General features: G+C 30.8%; 17 protein-coding genes. 7 read left to right on the forward strand and 10 right to left on the reverse strand.

The window, feature by feature from the left end:
• Positions 1–11: 11 nt before the first annotated feature.
• Together C4F50_RS14140 and C4F50_RS14145 are read right to left on the reverse strand one after the other, a co-directional pair.
• Complete coding sequence (locus C4F50_RS14140) at positions 12–1,229, reverse strand: efflux RND transporter periplasmic adaptor subunit (protein WP_194139301.1); 1,218 nt, start codon at positions 1,227–1,229, stop codon at positions 12–14.
• A gap of 249 nt (positions 1,230–1,478) precedes the next feature.
• Positions 1,479–2,072: a TetR/AcrR family transcriptional regulator gene (locus C4F50_RS14145; RefSeq protein ID WP_194139302.1), complete on the reverse strand. Its 594-nt coding sequence runs from the start codon at positions 2,070–2,072 to the stop codon at positions 1,479–1,481.
• A gap of 431 nt (positions 2,073–2,503) precedes the next feature.
• Here C4F50_RS14145 and C4F50_RS14150 point away from each other — a divergent pair, with 431 nt between their 5' ends.
• From C4F50_RS14150 to C4F50_RS14160, 3 genes are all read left to right on the forward strand, one after another.
• Entirely contained in the window at positions 2,504–2,683 is a 180-nt protein-coding gene (locus C4F50_RS14150) for a type II toxin-antitoxin system HicA family toxin (protein WP_194139303.1), read from the forward strand.
• 20 nt (positions 2,684–2,703) lie between these two features.
• Positions 2,704–3,099: a type II toxin-antitoxin system HicB family antitoxin gene (locus tag C4F50_RS14155; RefSeq protein ID WP_194139304.1), complete on the forward strand. Its 396-nt coding sequence runs from the start codon at positions 2,704–2,706 to the stop codon at positions 3,097–3,099.
• Positions 3,100–3,422: 323 nt separating this feature from the next.
• On the forward strand, positions 3,423–3,860 hold the full coding sequence (locus C4F50_RS14160) for a cupin domain-containing protein (RefSeq protein WP_194139305.1): 438 nt from the start codon (positions 3,423–3,425) through the stop codon (positions 3,858–3,860).
• Between the two features lie 9 nt (positions 3,861–3,869).
• Here the strand turns inward: C4F50_RS14160 and C4F50_RS14165 are convergent, their stop codons facing one another.
• The 3 genes from C4F50_RS14165 to C4F50_RS14175 form a co-directional block, all read right to left on the reverse strand.
• The gene (locus C4F50_RS14165) at positions 3,870–4,397 is read right to left on the reverse strand and encodes a DUF1877 family protein (protein WP_194139306.1); all 528 of its coding nucleotides are present in this window, start codon (positions 4,395–4,397) and stop codon (positions 3,870–3,872) included.
• 72 nt (positions 4,398–4,469) lie between these two features.
• A complete protein-coding gene (locus tag C4F50_RS14170) occupies positions 4,470–4,814 on the reverse strand; it encodes a cupin domain-containing protein (protein WP_194139307.1) in 345 nt (114 codons plus the stop codon).
• Between the two features lie 97 nt (positions 4,815–4,911).
• Positions 4,912–5,703, reverse strand: coding sequence for a helix-turn-helix domain-containing protein (locus C4F50_RS14175; protein ID WP_194139308.1), 792 nt, complete (start codon positions 5,701–5,703; stop codon positions 4,912–4,914).
• A 909-nt stretch (positions 5,704–6,612) separates the two neighbouring features.
• Here C4F50_RS14175 and C4F50_RS14180 point away from each other — a divergent pair.
• Positions 6,613–7,161 carry a type 1 glutamine amidotransferase domain-containing protein gene (locus C4F50_RS14180; RefSeq protein WP_194139309.1) on the forward strand — a complete coding sequence of 183 codons (549 nt, stop codon included), beginning with the start codon at positions 6,613–6,615 and terminating at the stop codon, positions 7,159–7,161.
• A 100-nt stretch (positions 7,162–7,261) separates the two neighbouring features.
• On the opposite strand, the gene C4F50_RS14185 is transcribed toward C4F50_RS14180, so the two are convergent.
• Together C4F50_RS14185 and C4F50_RS14190 are read right to left on the reverse strand one after the other, a co-directional pair.
• Positions 7,262–7,558, reverse strand: a complete 297-nt coding sequence (locus C4F50_RS14185; protein ID WP_194139310.1) for a type II toxin-antitoxin system RelE/ParE family toxin — start codon at positions 7,556–7,558, stop codon at positions 7,262–7,264.
• Positions 7,548–7,775: a DUF2683 family protein gene (locus C4F50_RS14190; RefSeq protein ID WP_194139311.1), complete on the reverse strand. Its 228-nt coding sequence runs from the start codon at positions 7,773–7,775 to the stop codon at positions 7,548–7,550. Before C4F50_RS14190 ends, C4F50_RS14185 begins: the two co-directional genes overlap by 11 nt.
• Positions 7,776–8,701: 926 nt before the next feature.
• Here C4F50_RS14190 and C4F50_RS14195 point away from each other — a divergent pair.
• Positions 8,702–8,935 (forward strand): hypothetical protein, encoded by a 234-nt coding sequence (locus C4F50_RS14195; RefSeq protein WP_194139312.1) that lies wholly within the window; start codon positions 8,702–8,704, stop codon positions 8,933–8,935.
• 64 nt (positions 8,936–8,999) lie between these two features.
• Here C4F50_RS14195 and C4F50_RS14200 read toward each other — a convergent pair whose 3' ends face one another.
• Complete coding sequence (locus C4F50_RS14200; protein WP_194139313.1) at positions 9,000–9,539, reverse strand: hypothetical protein; 540 nt, start codon at positions 9,537–9,539, stop codon at positions 9,000–9,002.
• Positions 9,540–10,093: 554 nt separating this feature from the next.
• Between C4F50_RS14200 and C4F50_RS14205 the strand changes: the two genes are divergently transcribed.
• Entirely contained in the window at positions 10,094–10,861 is a 768-nt protein-coding gene (locus tag C4F50_RS14205) for a hypothetical protein (RefSeq protein WP_194139314.1), read from the forward strand.
• A gap of 4 nt (positions 10,862–10,865) precedes the next feature.
• Positions 10,866–13,502 carry a rhoptry family protein gene (locus C4F50_RS14210; RefSeq protein WP_194139315.1) on the forward strand — a complete coding sequence of 879 codons (2,637 nt, stop codon included), beginning with the start codon at positions 10,866–10,868 and terminating at the stop codon, positions 13,500–13,502.
• 293 nt (positions 13,503–13,795) lie between these two features.
• On the opposite strand, the gene C4F50_RS14215 is transcribed toward C4F50_RS14210, so the two are convergent.
• Together C4F50_RS14215 and C4F50_RS14220 are read right to left on the reverse strand one after the other, a co-directional pair.
• A complete protein-coding gene (locus tag C4F50_RS14215) occupies positions 13,796–14,164 on the reverse strand; it encodes a hypothetical protein (RefSeq protein ID WP_194139316.1) in 369 nt (122 codons plus the stop codon).
• 14 nt (positions 14,165–14,178) lie between these two features.
• Positions 14,179–16,041, reverse strand: a complete 1,863-nt coding sequence (locus C4F50_RS14220) for an AIPR family protein (protein WP_194139317.1) — start codon at positions 16,039–16,041, stop codon at positions 14,179–14,181.
• Positions 16,042–16,215 lie beyond the last annotated feature (174 nt).

Consider the following 16,215-nt stretch of genomic DNA (forward strand, 5'->3'; position numbering starts at 1 on the left):
ATTTCTTTTGATTATTTTTTGTTAGTTACTTCGGCAACTTTAGCAGCTTTCTCTGGCTGGATCGCCTGTCCGTCCTGTAATTTGTCAATACCGCTTAATACGATTTGATCACCCGTTTTTACACCTTCTTTAATTAAATAATTGGTGCCGTTTTTACCCACAACCGTAATTGGCATTTTGGTTACTTTGTTGTCTTTTCCAACAGTGAATACAAATACTTTATCCTGCATTTCTATTGTAGCCGACTGCGGTACCAAAATCGCATCGTCGTGATTTAAACCTAAACGGATTCTTCCGGTGTTTCCAGAACGAAGTGTTCCGTTTGCATTTGGGAAAGTTGCTCTAAGTGTAATCGCACCTGTAGTTTTATCAAACTGACCGTCAACCATATCGATTTTTCCAGTTTTTGGATAATCAGTGTTGTCAGCCAAAATCAAATTAACAGGAGGTAATTTTTTGATTTTATCGCCTAAAGAATTTCCAGCATATTTTGATTTAAAGTTGATGAAATCGGTCTCGCTCAAAGAGAAATAAGCAAAAACTTCATGTACATCAGAAAGAGTCGTTAAAGCCTCAACATCAGATGCCGAAACCAAACTTCCTTGTTTTTTAGGAAGCCTTCCGATGTAACCGCTTACTGGAGCCGTAACATTGGTATATCCCAAATTAATTTTAGCAGAACCTACCATTGCTTTTGCCTGCTCGATATTAGCAGCAGCAATTTTTTGAGAAGCTTTAGCCGTTTTCAATTGGTAGTCAGAAACAACTTTGTTTTGTACAAGAGGCGTCAGTTTATCCACCTCTAAGTTTGCGTTAATCAAAGCGGCCTCTGCTGCGTGAAGACTCGCCAAAGCATTGTTTAACTGCTCACGAAACGGACGCTCATTAATTTTAAATAAAGTTTGTCCTTTACTCACATAAGCACCTTCATCTACAAAAATTCGGTCTAGATTACCGCTTACCTGCGGACGAATTTCAACATCTACAGTTCCTTGTATAGAAGCAGGATATTCAGCATCAGTAGTTGTATTTGCACTTGTGATCGCCAACACAGGCAAAACCGGTGGAGGAGGAGCAGTTGGTGCCTGATTTTTATCGGCACAGCTGCTTAAAACTAAGGCCAGAATAAAACTGGTTATAATTACATTTTTCATTTTCATTATGGTTTTAATTGGTTGAACATTTTCTCGGATTAATTCATTTGGTATTCTGGCATTCTCGGGATTCATATTTAATTATATTAAATTGTCTAACATTGTTAAGTAAAATTGCGCAAACTTCCATACAGCAATACTTTCCAAATCTATTTCTAAATCGGTATTAAAATATTTAACAGTGTTAAGTAAAAGTCTAAAAAAAGAGCTTTTATTACCTTTATTAAATTTTCTAACAGTGTTAAGTGAATGTTACAAAAAAAAGGGATTTTACATTATCCCGTTTAAATCATTTTACACCGTTAAGTAAAACTTGAAAAAATTTTATTGTATTGATTTGATGATACCGCCAATGGCATCTTTCAAAATTTGGGCATTAATTGTTTCTAAAATGTCACTTTTGTTAATGATATTGATGGCGATTAAACCATGAATAACAGAAAAGAAAGTGAAGTACTTTTGTTTTATGATATCCTGACTCGGATTGCTGTCTTTCATTACTTCAGCAATTACCTGAGTGAATAATTTGTAAGGTCCCTCTTGAGCCGAACATCGCTGTGCGCAGCAGGTCATCTGGACACCAAACATTAACTGATACATTTCAGTATTAGTAAAAGCAAAGTCCCAATACGTCATCCACATGGCTTCTAATTGGTCTTCGGGTTTTTCAAACTTATCAATTGCAGTTTGCAGTTCTTTGGTCAGTTTTACAAAACCTTTGCCGGTCAATTCTTCTAGTATAGCTTCTTTATTCGAAAAATATTCATAAATAATAGGAGCAGTATATTCGATCTTGTCGGCAATTTTACGCATACTCAAACCATTCCAGCCTTCTTCTTTTACGATATCATAAGCAGCGCCAAGAATATTATTTCTTGTCTCTTCTTTTTGTCTTAAAATTCGATCTTTGCTAGCCATTTTATTCGAGTATTAAATTGTTTAACACTGTTAGGCAAATGTATGGTGGTTTTTCTAATTATGAAATATTTTTATCATAATATTTTCTTATCGTACAATAAGTGTTTCTGAAATGCTTTGCGAGCTCCTTATTTTATTGAAGCTGTAGTCATTGTAATTTTTTTAAGGAGCAGTATTTTTTCGTTTTGTTAGACCATTTGTCCCGCTCTCCATTATATCTTTTATGTCTCGTTTGAAAAAAACGAGACATAAAAGGATGCCATTTCGATCGGGGCTAGGAGAGAACGTTTATTTTTTCATTTAAAACTTTATAAAGTTTAAGAGATATGGTTTTTAAATATTTTCTTACAATTATCCATTTTTGTTTCTATATTAGCTTTTTTAATTTTAATATTATGATAGTAATTTTACTATCTTTGTAAATGTTGTAAATGAAATCGAGAGAGTTTATAAGAGAAGCTGTTAGAAACGGCTGGGTATTCTTAAGACAAGGTAAGGGAAGTCATGAAATCTATGAAAAGGACGGTAAGCAAGTTGTAATTCCTAATCATGGGTCTAAAGAATTGGGAAAAGGATTAGAAATGAAGCTCAGAAAAGAAATGGGACTATAATTTAAAAGATGAATTTAGAAATGAAAACAATTAAAATTATTATAGAAAGAAACGAAGATGGTTTTTGGGCTCATGCTGAAAATGAAAAAGCAATCGTTGGCGGCGGCGAAACGGTTCAGCAATGCAAACAAGATATATTAGATTGTATAGAAACCCTGAAAGAACTTGATGGAGCTAATAAACCAGATTTTCTAAATAAAGAATATGAACTACTATATAAATTTGACACAGCAAGTTTATTAAGCTATTACAAAGGTATATTTACAAACTCTGCTCTGGAGCGTATTACAGGTATTAATCAGAAGCAAATACAGCATTACGCTTCTGGACATAGAAATCCAAAACAGGAACAGCGTTTAAAAATAGAAAATGCATTACATGCGTTAGGAAAAGAGCTTTTATCTGTAGAATTATAATTTTTATTGAATTTTTGAGCCTGGTTTGTCCTTCTGATCTATGCTGAAGTTTCGGGAAAAGGATAAAGCTGCGCTGCAATTATTCTGGATTGCAAATTTTATTAGAGAATCATTTCGGATATCTTTCGGGATTATGGGAAGTATGAAAAACAGCATTTAGAAATACCGTTTTTGATAATTCATCAACAATAAAAATACGGTTTATAGAAATTTTAAATAGAAAAGAACGATAATTTTATAATTCGTATTTCTTTTTTTAAATCAGTATAAACAGATTTAATTATTTTACCAATCTCATTTTTTCGTAACATTACAATAAAAAAATGAAACCACTAACTATCCTAAAAACCGCCATTGCTATTTTATTGCTGCAGCAAACCGCTTTTGCACAAGAAACGAAAGAGAAAGCAGCAGAAATAAAATACACGATCGAAAACTGCGTCAATCATTTCGAATTAGACAAAGCCACCAAAACCAAAGTGGGTTACCAATATTGGTTTGGCGACAAAAACTTCACTCAGGAAAACACGCTTAAAATGAGCATCGTCGAACCTGGAAAATCGACACACGCACCGCATCAGCATCCAGAGGAAGAGTTTTTCTATATTCTCGAAGGCGCTGCTTCTTTTTTCCTTGACGGAAAAACGGTTGTCGTTGGTCCAAATACGAGTTTATACTGCCCGCCAAATGCCGAACACGGAATCAGTAATGCTGGAAATACTAATTTGAAATATTTGGTGATTAAGAAGGATTTGAAATAAGGTAATTTATCAGCCAAAAAATAAGATATAATTTTGATTCTTTTTTGCTTTAGAAATGGTTTCTTTTAATAGTTGCAAACCTTCTTCTAAATGCCTTTTATTAAAAGCTTGATCTTCGCTTTCGTCATTATGCCATGCGTTTGGGTAAATATCATTTGCATTAAAATTGTCAGCATCATAAAAACTTAAAATAATGTCATTTTCAATTGAATTTAGAATTGTATCGATCTCTTTTATAGTTTCTGGATTTAAATAATAGGTAGAAGAAGCTTCTGGAAAATCATCTATATTATCAAAATCAATATCGCTGATATTCATTTCTTCACCAATAAAATCCTGAGGATAAAATAGTTTCTCCAAAGATTCGGGTAATTCCTGATTATAATAAGTGGAAAAAAGAAAAATTAAACCTTCATAATTCTGCTCAAATATTGAAGAATTATGATCACTAAAATCTAAATTATAAGATTGATAGTTTTTAGATAATTCTTCGAAATTGCTTTTGTTAATTTGATATAAATTTAGGCTTTGGCTCATTTTTAATTGGTTAAGTTAATGATAGATTTTATATAAGAAGTTTAAAAGTAAAACGAAAATAAGGTTTTTTTTCTACTTCAAAATCACAACCTCTTCAGGAACGATAAACAATAAAATACAGCCTGTTTTAGAATATACAGAATGCGTACTTCCGGGAGGCATATACAAATAGTCGCCTTGTTTTAATTCGTCTTTTCCCGAACGGACTTCGCCTTCCAGAACATAAATTTGTTCGCCTGCAGGATGAACGTGATTTGGATACGAAGCTCCCGCTTCAAACTTGGATAAAAATGCCGTCGGTCTTTTTGCGATTGGGTCAAAACATAAAGTTTTTACAGAAATTCCGTTAGTGTTTACTCCTTCTTCTATAAGTGGTTTCCAATTGATTTCACTTGTTCTTGTGATTTGTTTTTCCATTTTTTATTGCTTTTAAATTCATTTAAATAATAACAATACAAAGATGGGAGAGTGGCAATTTTTAAAAAATAGAGAATTCTGGAAAAAGCATGTAGAATTATATCAATAGATGCTCTTTATAAGCTTTAGGCGAAATATTAGTATGCTTTTTAAAGAAATTCGAAAAGTAAAAAGGATCGTTAAAACCCAAAGCATACGCTGCTTCTTTTACTGAAAGTTTCTCATAATTAAAAAGACGTTTTGCCTCCGAAATAATTAATCCGAAGATTACGTTTTGGGCGGTTTTGTTCGTGTGAAGTTTAGACAGTTCGTTGAGTTTAGATTCTGTTGTGCCAATTAAATCGGCGATTTCGGCAACAGAAAGATTCTTATCGAAGTTTCTTAAAACAGTTTCCAGAAAATGCAGAAACAAAGCATCTGGCTTATATATTTCGTCTCCGCGGTTGATTTTGGTTCGATTGACAGCTACAAGAATCAATTCGATTCGGCTGTGAACAGAAATTAAATATTGATAAGGTTGTTCGATTAACTCCTTTGTAATTTCTTCTAATTGGTCGATAATGATTTGGCTGTTTTCAACCAAAATAATTTCATTCATTGCAAAATGGCAGAACAAACCGTTATGAAAAATCAATTCCATGTCGGTATCGTCTTTACAGAAAAAATTATAAGTGAATTCTAAAACATAACCTTGTGCATATTTGTTGTTTGTAAAACAATGAATCTGCCCAGAAGTAATGGTTAAAACCGTGTTCGGAATGAGAATATATTCGCTTTCATCTACAGAAACCGCGATTTCGCCAGCGGTACAGAAAATCAGGACGTATTTTAAAACACGTCTCGGATTTTGAAGTTCTTCTGCTTCATCAAAGGTTTTTATAGTGATCATTTCCTGCATATTATCAAATATAAGAAAATTTTGTTTCAGGTTTAAATTCAATTGGGCATGCTAAATTGTTTGCTATAGACATTTCGTCCCGCTGGGACTTTCCGTAGAAATTGGATAATATTTTTTGATTGAATTTTAAAGAAGAATATTAAATCGAAAATTCCGTAGGAATGAATTAAAGCTCCATCGGAGCGATATATATTGTAAATAGGTTTTCACCCCGCTGGGGTTCTTTGGAATAGGGTAAATTGTTTGCTATAAATATTTCGTCCCGCTGGGACTTTCTGCAGAAATCTGATAATATTTTTATTAAAATTTTACAGTAGAATATTAATCGAAATTCCGGAGGAATGAAATATTTATAGCGAATAATTAATGTGATCGCATCAAAGCTCCAGAGGAGCGATATATATTTTAAATAGGATTTCACCACGCTGTGGTTTCTTTATAATGGTGGATTGTTTGCTATAAACATTTCGTCCAGATGGGACTTTCTTTATAAATTGGATAATATTTTTTTGATTGAATTTTACAGAAGAATATTAAATCGAAAATTCCGGAGGAATGAAATATTTATAGCAAACAATTAATGTCATCGCATCAAAGCTCCGGAGGAGCGACATAGATAAATAAGATTTCAACCCACGGGGATTTTCTAGAAATTGGATGAAATTTCTTTTTATTTCCTACTAACTAATTTATACCATATTTCTTCGCTGTCATCCTATAAAATAGCAAACTGAATTGACCTTAATTTTATATAATTTCAATTTAATTTTTAATAAATATTTGTAATTCAGTTAATTAACTTTTATTAAAGAAAGGTTTAACATAGTCCGTTTTCGCTGGCTGTCTGAAATAACTAATTTTAGGTAAATCAAAATTAATAACATTTAAATATTTAGAATTATGAAAAAGAATATCGCCATATTAGCCACAAACGGATTTGAAGAATCAGAATTAGCATCTCCAAAAGCTTATCTCGAAGAACAAGGGTGGAACGCAGATATCGTCAGTTTGAAATCTGGAACTATCAAATCCTGGAAAGACGGAAACTGGAGCAAGGAATATAATGTTGATGTCGTATTAGATCAGGCAAATGAAGCCGATTACGATGCATTGGTTCTTCCGGGAGGAGTTATAAACCCTGATTTATTAAGAAGAGAAGAGGCTGCAGTAAATTTTGTACGTTCCTTTTTTGAAAGTAAAAAACCAGTAGCAGCTATTTGTCATGGACCTCAAATTCTGGTTGATGCCGATGTTTTACAAGGTCGAAAAGTAACTTCGTTCTTCTCTGTTAAAAACGATTTGAAAAATGCCGGCGCACAATGGGAAGACTCAGAAGTTGTCGTAGACAATGGATTAGTAACCAGCCGAAACCCTGATGATTTGCCCGCTTTTAATAAAAAAATGGTGGAAGAAATTAAAGAAGGAAAACACGAGCGTCAGACAGTTTAAAAAATGTCTTTTATTAAGCAACAAAAATGCAAGATCAATTTTGGTCTTGCATTTTTTTATTTCACGCTGATTGAATCTGATTTAATTATTTTCAAAATTATTATTTTGGATATTTCTCAGGATTTTGTGAAGTATGAAAAACAGCATTTAAAAAAACGGTTTTAGATAATTCGTCTATCATAAAGAAAGCCACATAAGGGAATTTTTTAAAAGGCAGGAAACGATAATTAGTATCGTGAATTTGACAAAAAGGATTTATTTGTAAAGCCTTATATACTTTCTTGTAGTCATTAAGAAAATCTAAAGCAACTTTTTTACTGGCTTTAAAAATGTAGTATTCAACAGCTTCTTCAATATTTTTTAATGCAATTGGAGAAACAATAATTTTATAATTCATACTTCTTTTTTAAATCTGTATAAATTGATTCTGCATCTTTGTATTCGCTTTTGTCTGAATTGGCTTGACTGTCTAATATCTCTTGTTGTTCGGCAGATAAATCGTAAGGCTTTACATTTGCGATTTCAAATTTGATCTTTAGTGATTTCATAAAAGCTTTTACAGCCTCAATTTGTGAAGCATCTTCTGTATACGCTGTGATGTTGATTGCCTGCATGATTTTTAGTTTACTAAAGTTGATAAACAAAGTTAAGGCAAAAGTCTAGGTTTCATGTTAATGATTTTAAAATTATTTTTTTAGCATCGAATTTATTCATAAAAATGAATTAAAAATTCCGGAGGAATGAAATATTTATAGATTAATAAAACACGAGCGTCAGACAGTGTAAAAATGTCTTTTATTAAGCAACAAAAATGCAAGATCAATTTGGTCTTGCATTTTTTTATTGAATAGCCCCTAGTTTTAACTAGGGGATTAAAAGATTCAATAGTAATAAGGCTTTAGCCAAAATACACATTTGGCTAAAGCCCTTTCTAGCTTTATTTATACCTCCAGCTTTAGCTGGAGGCAATTGATTCTTTTAATTAAAATGTGGTTTTAAATCTGTAAAGAAAATTCCAGAGGAATGAAATATTTATAGATTCATTATGCGTGCGGTACCAAAAGCTCCAGCGGAGCGATATATATATTAGAAATGCAATATTTTCATTTACTGACGTGAGCGTCCCACCCGTGCATAAAACCAAAGGCTGTGTTTTAAAATAATTGTGGAATTTGTCTTGATTTTATTGCCTTTTGCTATTGTTAACGTTCTCGTCTTACGTCTAGTTTGTCATTTCGATCGAAGGGAGAAATCTCCGCAAGTAGCTCCGCAATCTAGATCGCCAATCTTTGTAGAGTTTCTTGCTAAGATTTCTCCTCCGTCGAAATGACAAAAATGCGATAAATACCTTCTGAAATATAGATTTCTTATATTGATAAAAGCAATATATTAATTGAAAGAAAAATCTTTCTTTAAAAAAGTTTTCTTATATTTGAAGTTCTTAAATCTTCACATTTAAAATAAAGTAAAATTTGCCTTTAATGGTTTTGGATTGCAAAAATGCATTGCCAAAAGGCTTTAAATTCATTAAATGGAAGAAATGAACAAAAACACCCTTTCCAAAGAAGCCGAAACAAGGCTGATTGATTTTTTTAACCATGTTATCGATCCCGAAGATATGGCTAAAGTACTAAGACAAGTAAACTGCATTTTAGCGCTCGGCGTAACCCAACAACACGAAACCCTCCAACTCGGATTAACCAATTTTGAAGACAATTATTTTTGGCTCAATGAATTGGCAGAGATTTTGAATCCTTATTTGAGTGAGGAGTAAGGTTTATAAGATGGAAAAACCTCGATTTTTTAGGAATCGAGGTTTTTATTTTTTGTAATAGTATTTAATAATCTTCTTCAATAATTTTAAAAGACTTTTTCCAAATCCCATCTTTTTTTGTGTAAAGAAAGAGACCAGAATTTCCATAGGCACCACAACAGCATAAATTGGCGAGGTATACAAATATAGTCTGATCACTTTTATATATTGGATGAGAAACCATCATCACCTGACGATTTATATCCTGATCAAGACATTCTGGAATATCGGATTGCTGAATTACTTTACGATTATTAAAGTCGTCTTCTTTCCATTCAAGCTGATATTGTTTTCGAAGATTCTTTGCAAAATATTCTAATTCTTCTCCTGTTATTATAAAATCTCTTTCCTGATTACTAAAGTTTGTTATATAAGGTTTCTCAAGAATTAATTTTAATAAATGTTCCACATTTGCCGAATCAATTTTCGTTGCAATAAAAGTTTCTAACTTAAATGCTTCTGGTCTTATAATATCACTTAAAAGTTCTCTCTTTTCGGCTTCATATCCAAGTCCTTGTGCATTTGAAAGACAAGAAAATAATAGAAAAAAAGTTAATAATCTCATTTTACTTTTTATTTGTGGAGTGGTTCTGCCTTTCAAAAATATGTAAAATTTTATTAAGACAAGTAAACTGCATTTTAGCTGTCGCCGTAATGCGACAACACGAAACCCTCCAAATCGGACTAGCAAATTTTGAAGACAATTATTATTGGCTCAATGAATTGGCGGAGATTTTGAATCCTTATTTGAGTGAGGAGTAAGGTTTATAAAATGGAAAAACCTCGATTTTTTAGGATTGAGGTTTTTTTGTTTTTTTGAGATAATGTGTTTATTACTTAGCGGACATGGATTGTAAATGCTTGCTATTGGATAGCAGTTTCATTTTAAAACCCTAACATTTTCTCTTTATAATATAAGTAATTAATCTTTGCAAACCAGCACCAATTGGGGCAATACGTCAAAATAGTAAGATTTTTATGTTTTTTTTAAGATATAGTGTTAAAATTATTATTTTTTTTATTAAGTTTATTCTTAATTAACATTAACTGTAATAAATGATAGTTTGTTTCTAATTTTCAATATTAGCAATGATATAAATAATCTTAATCAATTAAATTATGCGTAAAAGTCATCTATATGTTACTATGTTTTTTCTATCATTATGTATTTATTTTAGTTCTTGTCAAAATGATAATTATTCAGAGCCTCAATTAATCCCCAAAAAATATTCTTACATCATTCCTAACAAAATTAGCTTTGATTTTTCACAACAATCAGAAAACAGTAGCTCTATTATTCCTTATACTAATGGTTTGGTTTTAAAGAATATAGGTGATTCCAATATTTCAGGGGAATTTATTGTACTTTCATTTGAAAGCAATGAAAAAAACTATCATAATCTCTCGTTTATTAAGAGAGGAGATATTTTAAGTTTAAGGAAAAATGAAAGTCAGGCTTTTCAAATGGAACAAACAAACCTGCTATTTTCAGACGATAATGTTGTCGCATCGATTTTAAATTTTAATGATGCTATTTCTGACCATAAACTAAACGGATTTTATAAAGGGGAACTAAATATTTACACCGATGACAATGAATTTTTAAAAAGCCTTACCTGTACAGGGTATATAGATTATCAAGGAAAATTCATGTTTTTTGTTGAAGAAGATGATGAGGATAATATAGTGGTTTTACAAGGAAATATTAACACAGGAAATATGATTTCCGGTAAAATTCTGAAAAGTGATGGCACCAATTTATCTCCAATAGTAAATATTACAAGTGACCTTTTAAATTTAAATGGAACGACCTTATCTGGGAAAGTATCATTTACTGAAGAAAGTAATGAGCGTATGCTACAATTTAATCTAACCCATCAAAACTGATTTTATGAAACTAAAACTACATTTTCTCTTTCTTTTTATAGTATTAGGCTTACATGCTCAAAAACAAATACAACCCTATAATTTTTCTGTTTCAGATAATGATAAAACAGAAACGATTATGATTTATGCTGCTGCCAGTTCAGTAAATAATTTAACATTTACATTAAAAAACGCTAAAGATGAGGTGTTGATTAACAACGAGGGTAAGGAAATAAGTTTTCAGGTGTTCCCTTTTACCGAAGTTTCTTTTGGAAATCATCTTATTGATGCAATTACCAGTATTAAACCAAAAGAGAATGATGCTGAAAACACCTATGGCATTATAAAAGAGCGTATCAAAAATTTGAAAGATAATCCCATCTCTCAAGAACAGAAAATTGCAGTTCAGGATGTCAGAAACATTTATCAATTTTTTAACGCATTAGTCATTACTGCTTTTGCGTATGATACAGAACCTGTTGCAGGTGTTTTAAAATATTCTTTAAACACTACAATTGCTAAAAAGAATATTGAAGGAATTGATGCTGATGTTTATTTTACTAAACGTGCAAAAGATTTGAGGGATTCCATTTTCAATAAAGATAATAAAGAAAACGGAGATAAATTTATGGGATTTGTAAATAAGTTTGAAACAAAAAATAAATTATTCTCTGATTTTTATAAAAACACAAAAGGTTCAGGAACATATAGAGCCAAAGTAAAATTTAAACATTATGCAGAAAAAAAATTAAAAGAGCTTTATAATGTTTATGAATTAGAAGAATTCATTAGAGAGGAAATATTTAGTGATTATGTATTAAATAAAACACAATTAATCAAGTTAAATAAAGAACTTGATTCCCTTAAAGCATCAAAAACGGATATAGAAAATTCGATAAAAGCTCTTAAACAAACTTTAGAAATTGATGAATTAAAACTTAAGGAATCAAGGGCTATCTATGATGATTTGACCTTTTTTGAAAAAAAAGAAGTTAAAAATAATGCATTAATTAAAGAAACTAATGAAAAAATCAATTATCATAATAAAATTTTAAAAATTTCAGATATAGAAACAAATAAAATAATAACTGATTCAATTAAAAAAATAAATGAAGAAAAACAAATCTTGCAGTTACTTAGTAATGATTTAAAAGCTTATGAACTTGACAAAACATATATTGAAAATCGTATCAAGACGTTGATGAATTATCAAAAAAGCACAATTGATAAAAATGATATTGAAAAATTTGATAAAAATATTACCGAAAAAAAATTTGAAATAGGTTCTTTAAACCAAGTTAAAAGTAAAAAAGAAGAGGAAATAAAAGAGAAAAGTGCATTAATTAGAATAAAGCAAAATGAAATTGATTATTGCATATCTTTAGAAAAAGATGAAATGAAAAAATTTCCTTTGTGGAATTTTGAGGTAGAGTCTATTGAAGTAGATATCAATGATGGTTTTATAGAACATATAACGGCATTAGGAAAAGTAAAGCTTCCAGTTATTGATGAAAGCCTTATTAGAAAGGTTTGTCAAATCCCGGAAGGAGATGAATCCACATTAAAAGAAATGCTAGAAAACTTCTATAATGAAAGCATCGTGAAAGAAATTTTCGACAATATTATAGGCAAAGAATTAAAATTTGAAAATGAATTTCCAATAGGGTTTAGCTCAAAGTCAGATTTTGCCGATTTACATAAATATACCTTATACGCTTTTGAAGGGGCTGAAAAAATATTCTCTTTGCCTGTAACGAATGTCATAACACTATATGTTCAACGACATCAAAACGACCGATTAGATTTTAGCCCAAAAGATCAAGTGGTGAGTTTACCATCTGACGATTTTGCCAGAAGCAATGCAGTTGAGTTGAAAAAGGAAACCTCGACAAAAATATTAAACGTTAATATCTATAGTGATTTTTTAGGTCTTAAGGAAGGAAATCCGAACGGATTGCTGCAATTTGAAGTTGAAAAAAATATTCCACTTTGGACAAAAAGAATGGTATTGGGAACAGGAAGAAGTTCTAATTTTGGACTCGTTAATTACATTAATTTTAATCTTACCTGGGCCAAAATAGGTGATGAAAACAAACAATTACAAGTCAAATATGCTGATCGATATGTGAATAATGTCTATCGTCCAGATAGATATGTCACTTTTTTAGACATGATTAAGTATGAAAACACTTCCGTAGGTGCTGACTTGAATATCGCTTCCTTCGATTTTCCGTTACTCAAAGCACGTATTGAGTTGAATGCCGGTATACATTATGGAAGAGTAAATATAGTAGATACATTGGCAACCGATGTAAACAGGCGATTTGATAAAAACGTTAATATAATAAGAGCATATCCAGATTTTATTTTAAGAATTAGACCCGAAGAGCGTTTTGGTGCTTATTTAAGATACAGACCTTTTAATACCATTGTACCCAATAATGAAGAGTTTTATACTGTAAGTTCAGAAAAACAATTTGTAGAAAACCAAAAGCTTACATCAAATTGGCTGCATCGTTTTGAATTGGGTACTTACTATGCACCTTCTCCAAAAGGGGATAATAAGTTTTTCTTTAGGTACCGTTATACCAATACATCTGATTGGGAAAACAATGGATATGGTGAGTTTCAAGTGGGGTATTTAGTATATCTTAAGTTTTAATGCAATTGATACAGTAAAAAGTCTATTAAATCACAACCGCTAATAGGGCTAAAATATTAAGACAAGTAAACTGCATTTTAGCGCTCGGCTTAACCCGACAACACGAGACCCTCCAAATCGGATTAACAAATTTTGAAGACAATTACTATTGGCTGAATGAATTGGCGGAAATTTTGAATCCTTATTTGAGTGAGGAGTAAGGTTTATAAAATGGAAAAACCTCGATTTTTAGCAATCGAGGTTTTTTGTTTTATTTTTTTTAGTTAATTGTTATGAATGAGTAAAAGAAATATTTAATTCTCATCTTCATCTTCATCTTCATCTTCATCAATTGTTACTTCTCTTATTGTGTCAAGATTTGGATCATCGTATCTAGCATTATCTGTGATATTTATCGTCACATTAAGACGTTCAAGAACGCTGCTAACTTCAAGATCTCTATTAGGGAATACCTTAACCAAGACTTCATTACCTGGGGTACTTTCCTCATTGTCTATACAGAAAAAAGATACACTAATTTCTCTAGTTCCGTAAAGAGAAATTCCAACTATTGTATATCTTTCACTAATATTACAACGTTGAGCTATTTGTTCATAATTAATTCCGGCAATATCTGCTGAAGCATGGCCTATTTTGTCATTGTATTGTACTGAAGCTTTCATTCTAAAAGGATATATTAGTTAGTTTTAGTTTCGGATAATTGCTGAGATTCTTTTTCTATTATATATTTATCAATTTCTGGTCGAACATAATCTTTATCAAAACCTCTAAATTTAAAAAGGCTATTCTTTGATTTATTAGTATTTTTTACATATTCATCTGCTGAATTGAAGAAAATTATTTTTGCTGTCTCATAATAAAATTCTAGAAAATTTTCTTTTTCAATATTTTCGAACAACCATTTTTTACGCTTAGTGAATTCATTTTTTCTCGCAGGAGTTTCAATTACTATATTTTTCGTTAATTTAGACGTTTTAGCTTTTTGTTCTTCAATATATTCAGAATCAGAGAAAAGTAAAGAACTCATAATGTGTAAGAATATAAAACCTCCTTTGGATATTAAATCTCTTTGTTCACTTTGATAGTCATTAGCTCTGATGTCAGAGTTTTTAATTGTCCATATTTTTTGATAAAGTATAGTAGAAAATTTATATAAATCAAAATCAGCTTTATCGTTAAAAATTGAGTTATATTTCGTTTCAGTATCAAATAAAGTTGTTGTGTCATTTACAGCAACTACAGCTTCTTTATTAACAACAGTATGTACTATTTGTGCCATTTTTAAAAGACCAATTACTTTGTTTCCTGTAAATCCTTGTCGTTTATAAAAATTATCTCTTCGTTCATATAAAATTCCTGCTTCAAGAAGATGTTTTTCAATATTTCTTTGAATATGATCATTAGCTTTTAAACTTGCTGATTTTACTGGATTTTGAGAATTTGTAGCACTAATAATATCTGTTTGTGTATCTGTATTTTCCGTTTTTACAAGTTTAACGAAAACTTTTAAGGTTTCTGGTAATGTATTTTTATTTTGGTCGGAATAAGCTAAATATAAACAATGAATGGTCTGACATCCATTTACAATTTGAGGATTCGTTATGTTATAACCTTTAGCATTTAGAGGAGAAATTGTATCACCAATAATAGTCAATCCATTATTCATGGCCCAGAAATTAGAGGCTTTAATCGGATCATTTGCAGAATCAATAATTGAAGAATTTATTTTTTTATCTTCTCCTAAAAAGAACCTAATGTTTCCTTCAGTTAAATGACTTCTAAAGTTTTCTTCTTTATCTAATAAACTTTTAATCAATTCATTTCCGTTTACAAATCCAGCAAAGCCAGTAGCTTCAATATCTTTTTCAGAAATATTTAGAGGTTGGCTGTCAAATTTTATTTCAATTTGCTCATCATTTTTACCAGTCAAATCCAGTATTTTCTGGGCACCTAAATATTCAAATTCAAAAGGAATAGCTAAACTATTTTTTTTAAGTTCTTCTTCTAGGTGCTTAATTTTTTCTGATATATTGATTTCTGGTGAGGCAGTAACATAAAAAACTTCACATGAAAACTTTGCACGTTCTAATCTTGATGTTCTAAATATTTTTCTAATCAAATCAGCCATTTCTAAAATATCTTGATTAGCACCAATTATTTGTAGCTTATCAAGTTCTAGATCGAGATTGAAAATTTCGTCAATTCCTTCCTTTAGTTTTCTGAATCCGTCTGTTGAAAATCCATCTTCTTTTTTTACTTGAAAAAATTTTACCTTTAAAGTACTATCTTTTGTAATTGGATGCTGTTCATCTTTCACTAAAGTACCGTTGCAATAAACATAACAGAGATCGATACCTTCGTCTCCACCTTCACCCATTATCCCGTCAACTAAATCGTCAAATTCTAAACCATTCAAATATTTAAGATTTGCAAAAGATGCTACAGAAATTTCGAATTTATTTTTTTTTATTGATTTTAATTCTGGATTGTCTTTAAATAACTTCTCAATCTGGTCGTCTAGTAATATTTTTAAACTCATACTATAATTTAGTTTGTAAGGATTTTTTTGATTATAAATTGTAATCTATATGAAAATAGTTGGTCAAAAATATTAATTTACTCATTTCAACAACCGCGTACTTTTACCTGTTTTTTTTATCAAACAAAAAAAAACAGCCCCTCAAAAAGAGGAGCTGTCCTTAGGCAAATTTTA

Origin of the sequence: Flavobacterium hungaricum (assembly GCF_015182285.1) — a bacterium.
In the GTDB taxonomy this organism is placed as follows: Bacteria; Bacteroidota; Bacteroidia; order Flavobacteriales; family Flavobacteriaceae; genus Flavobacterium; species Flavobacterium hungaricum.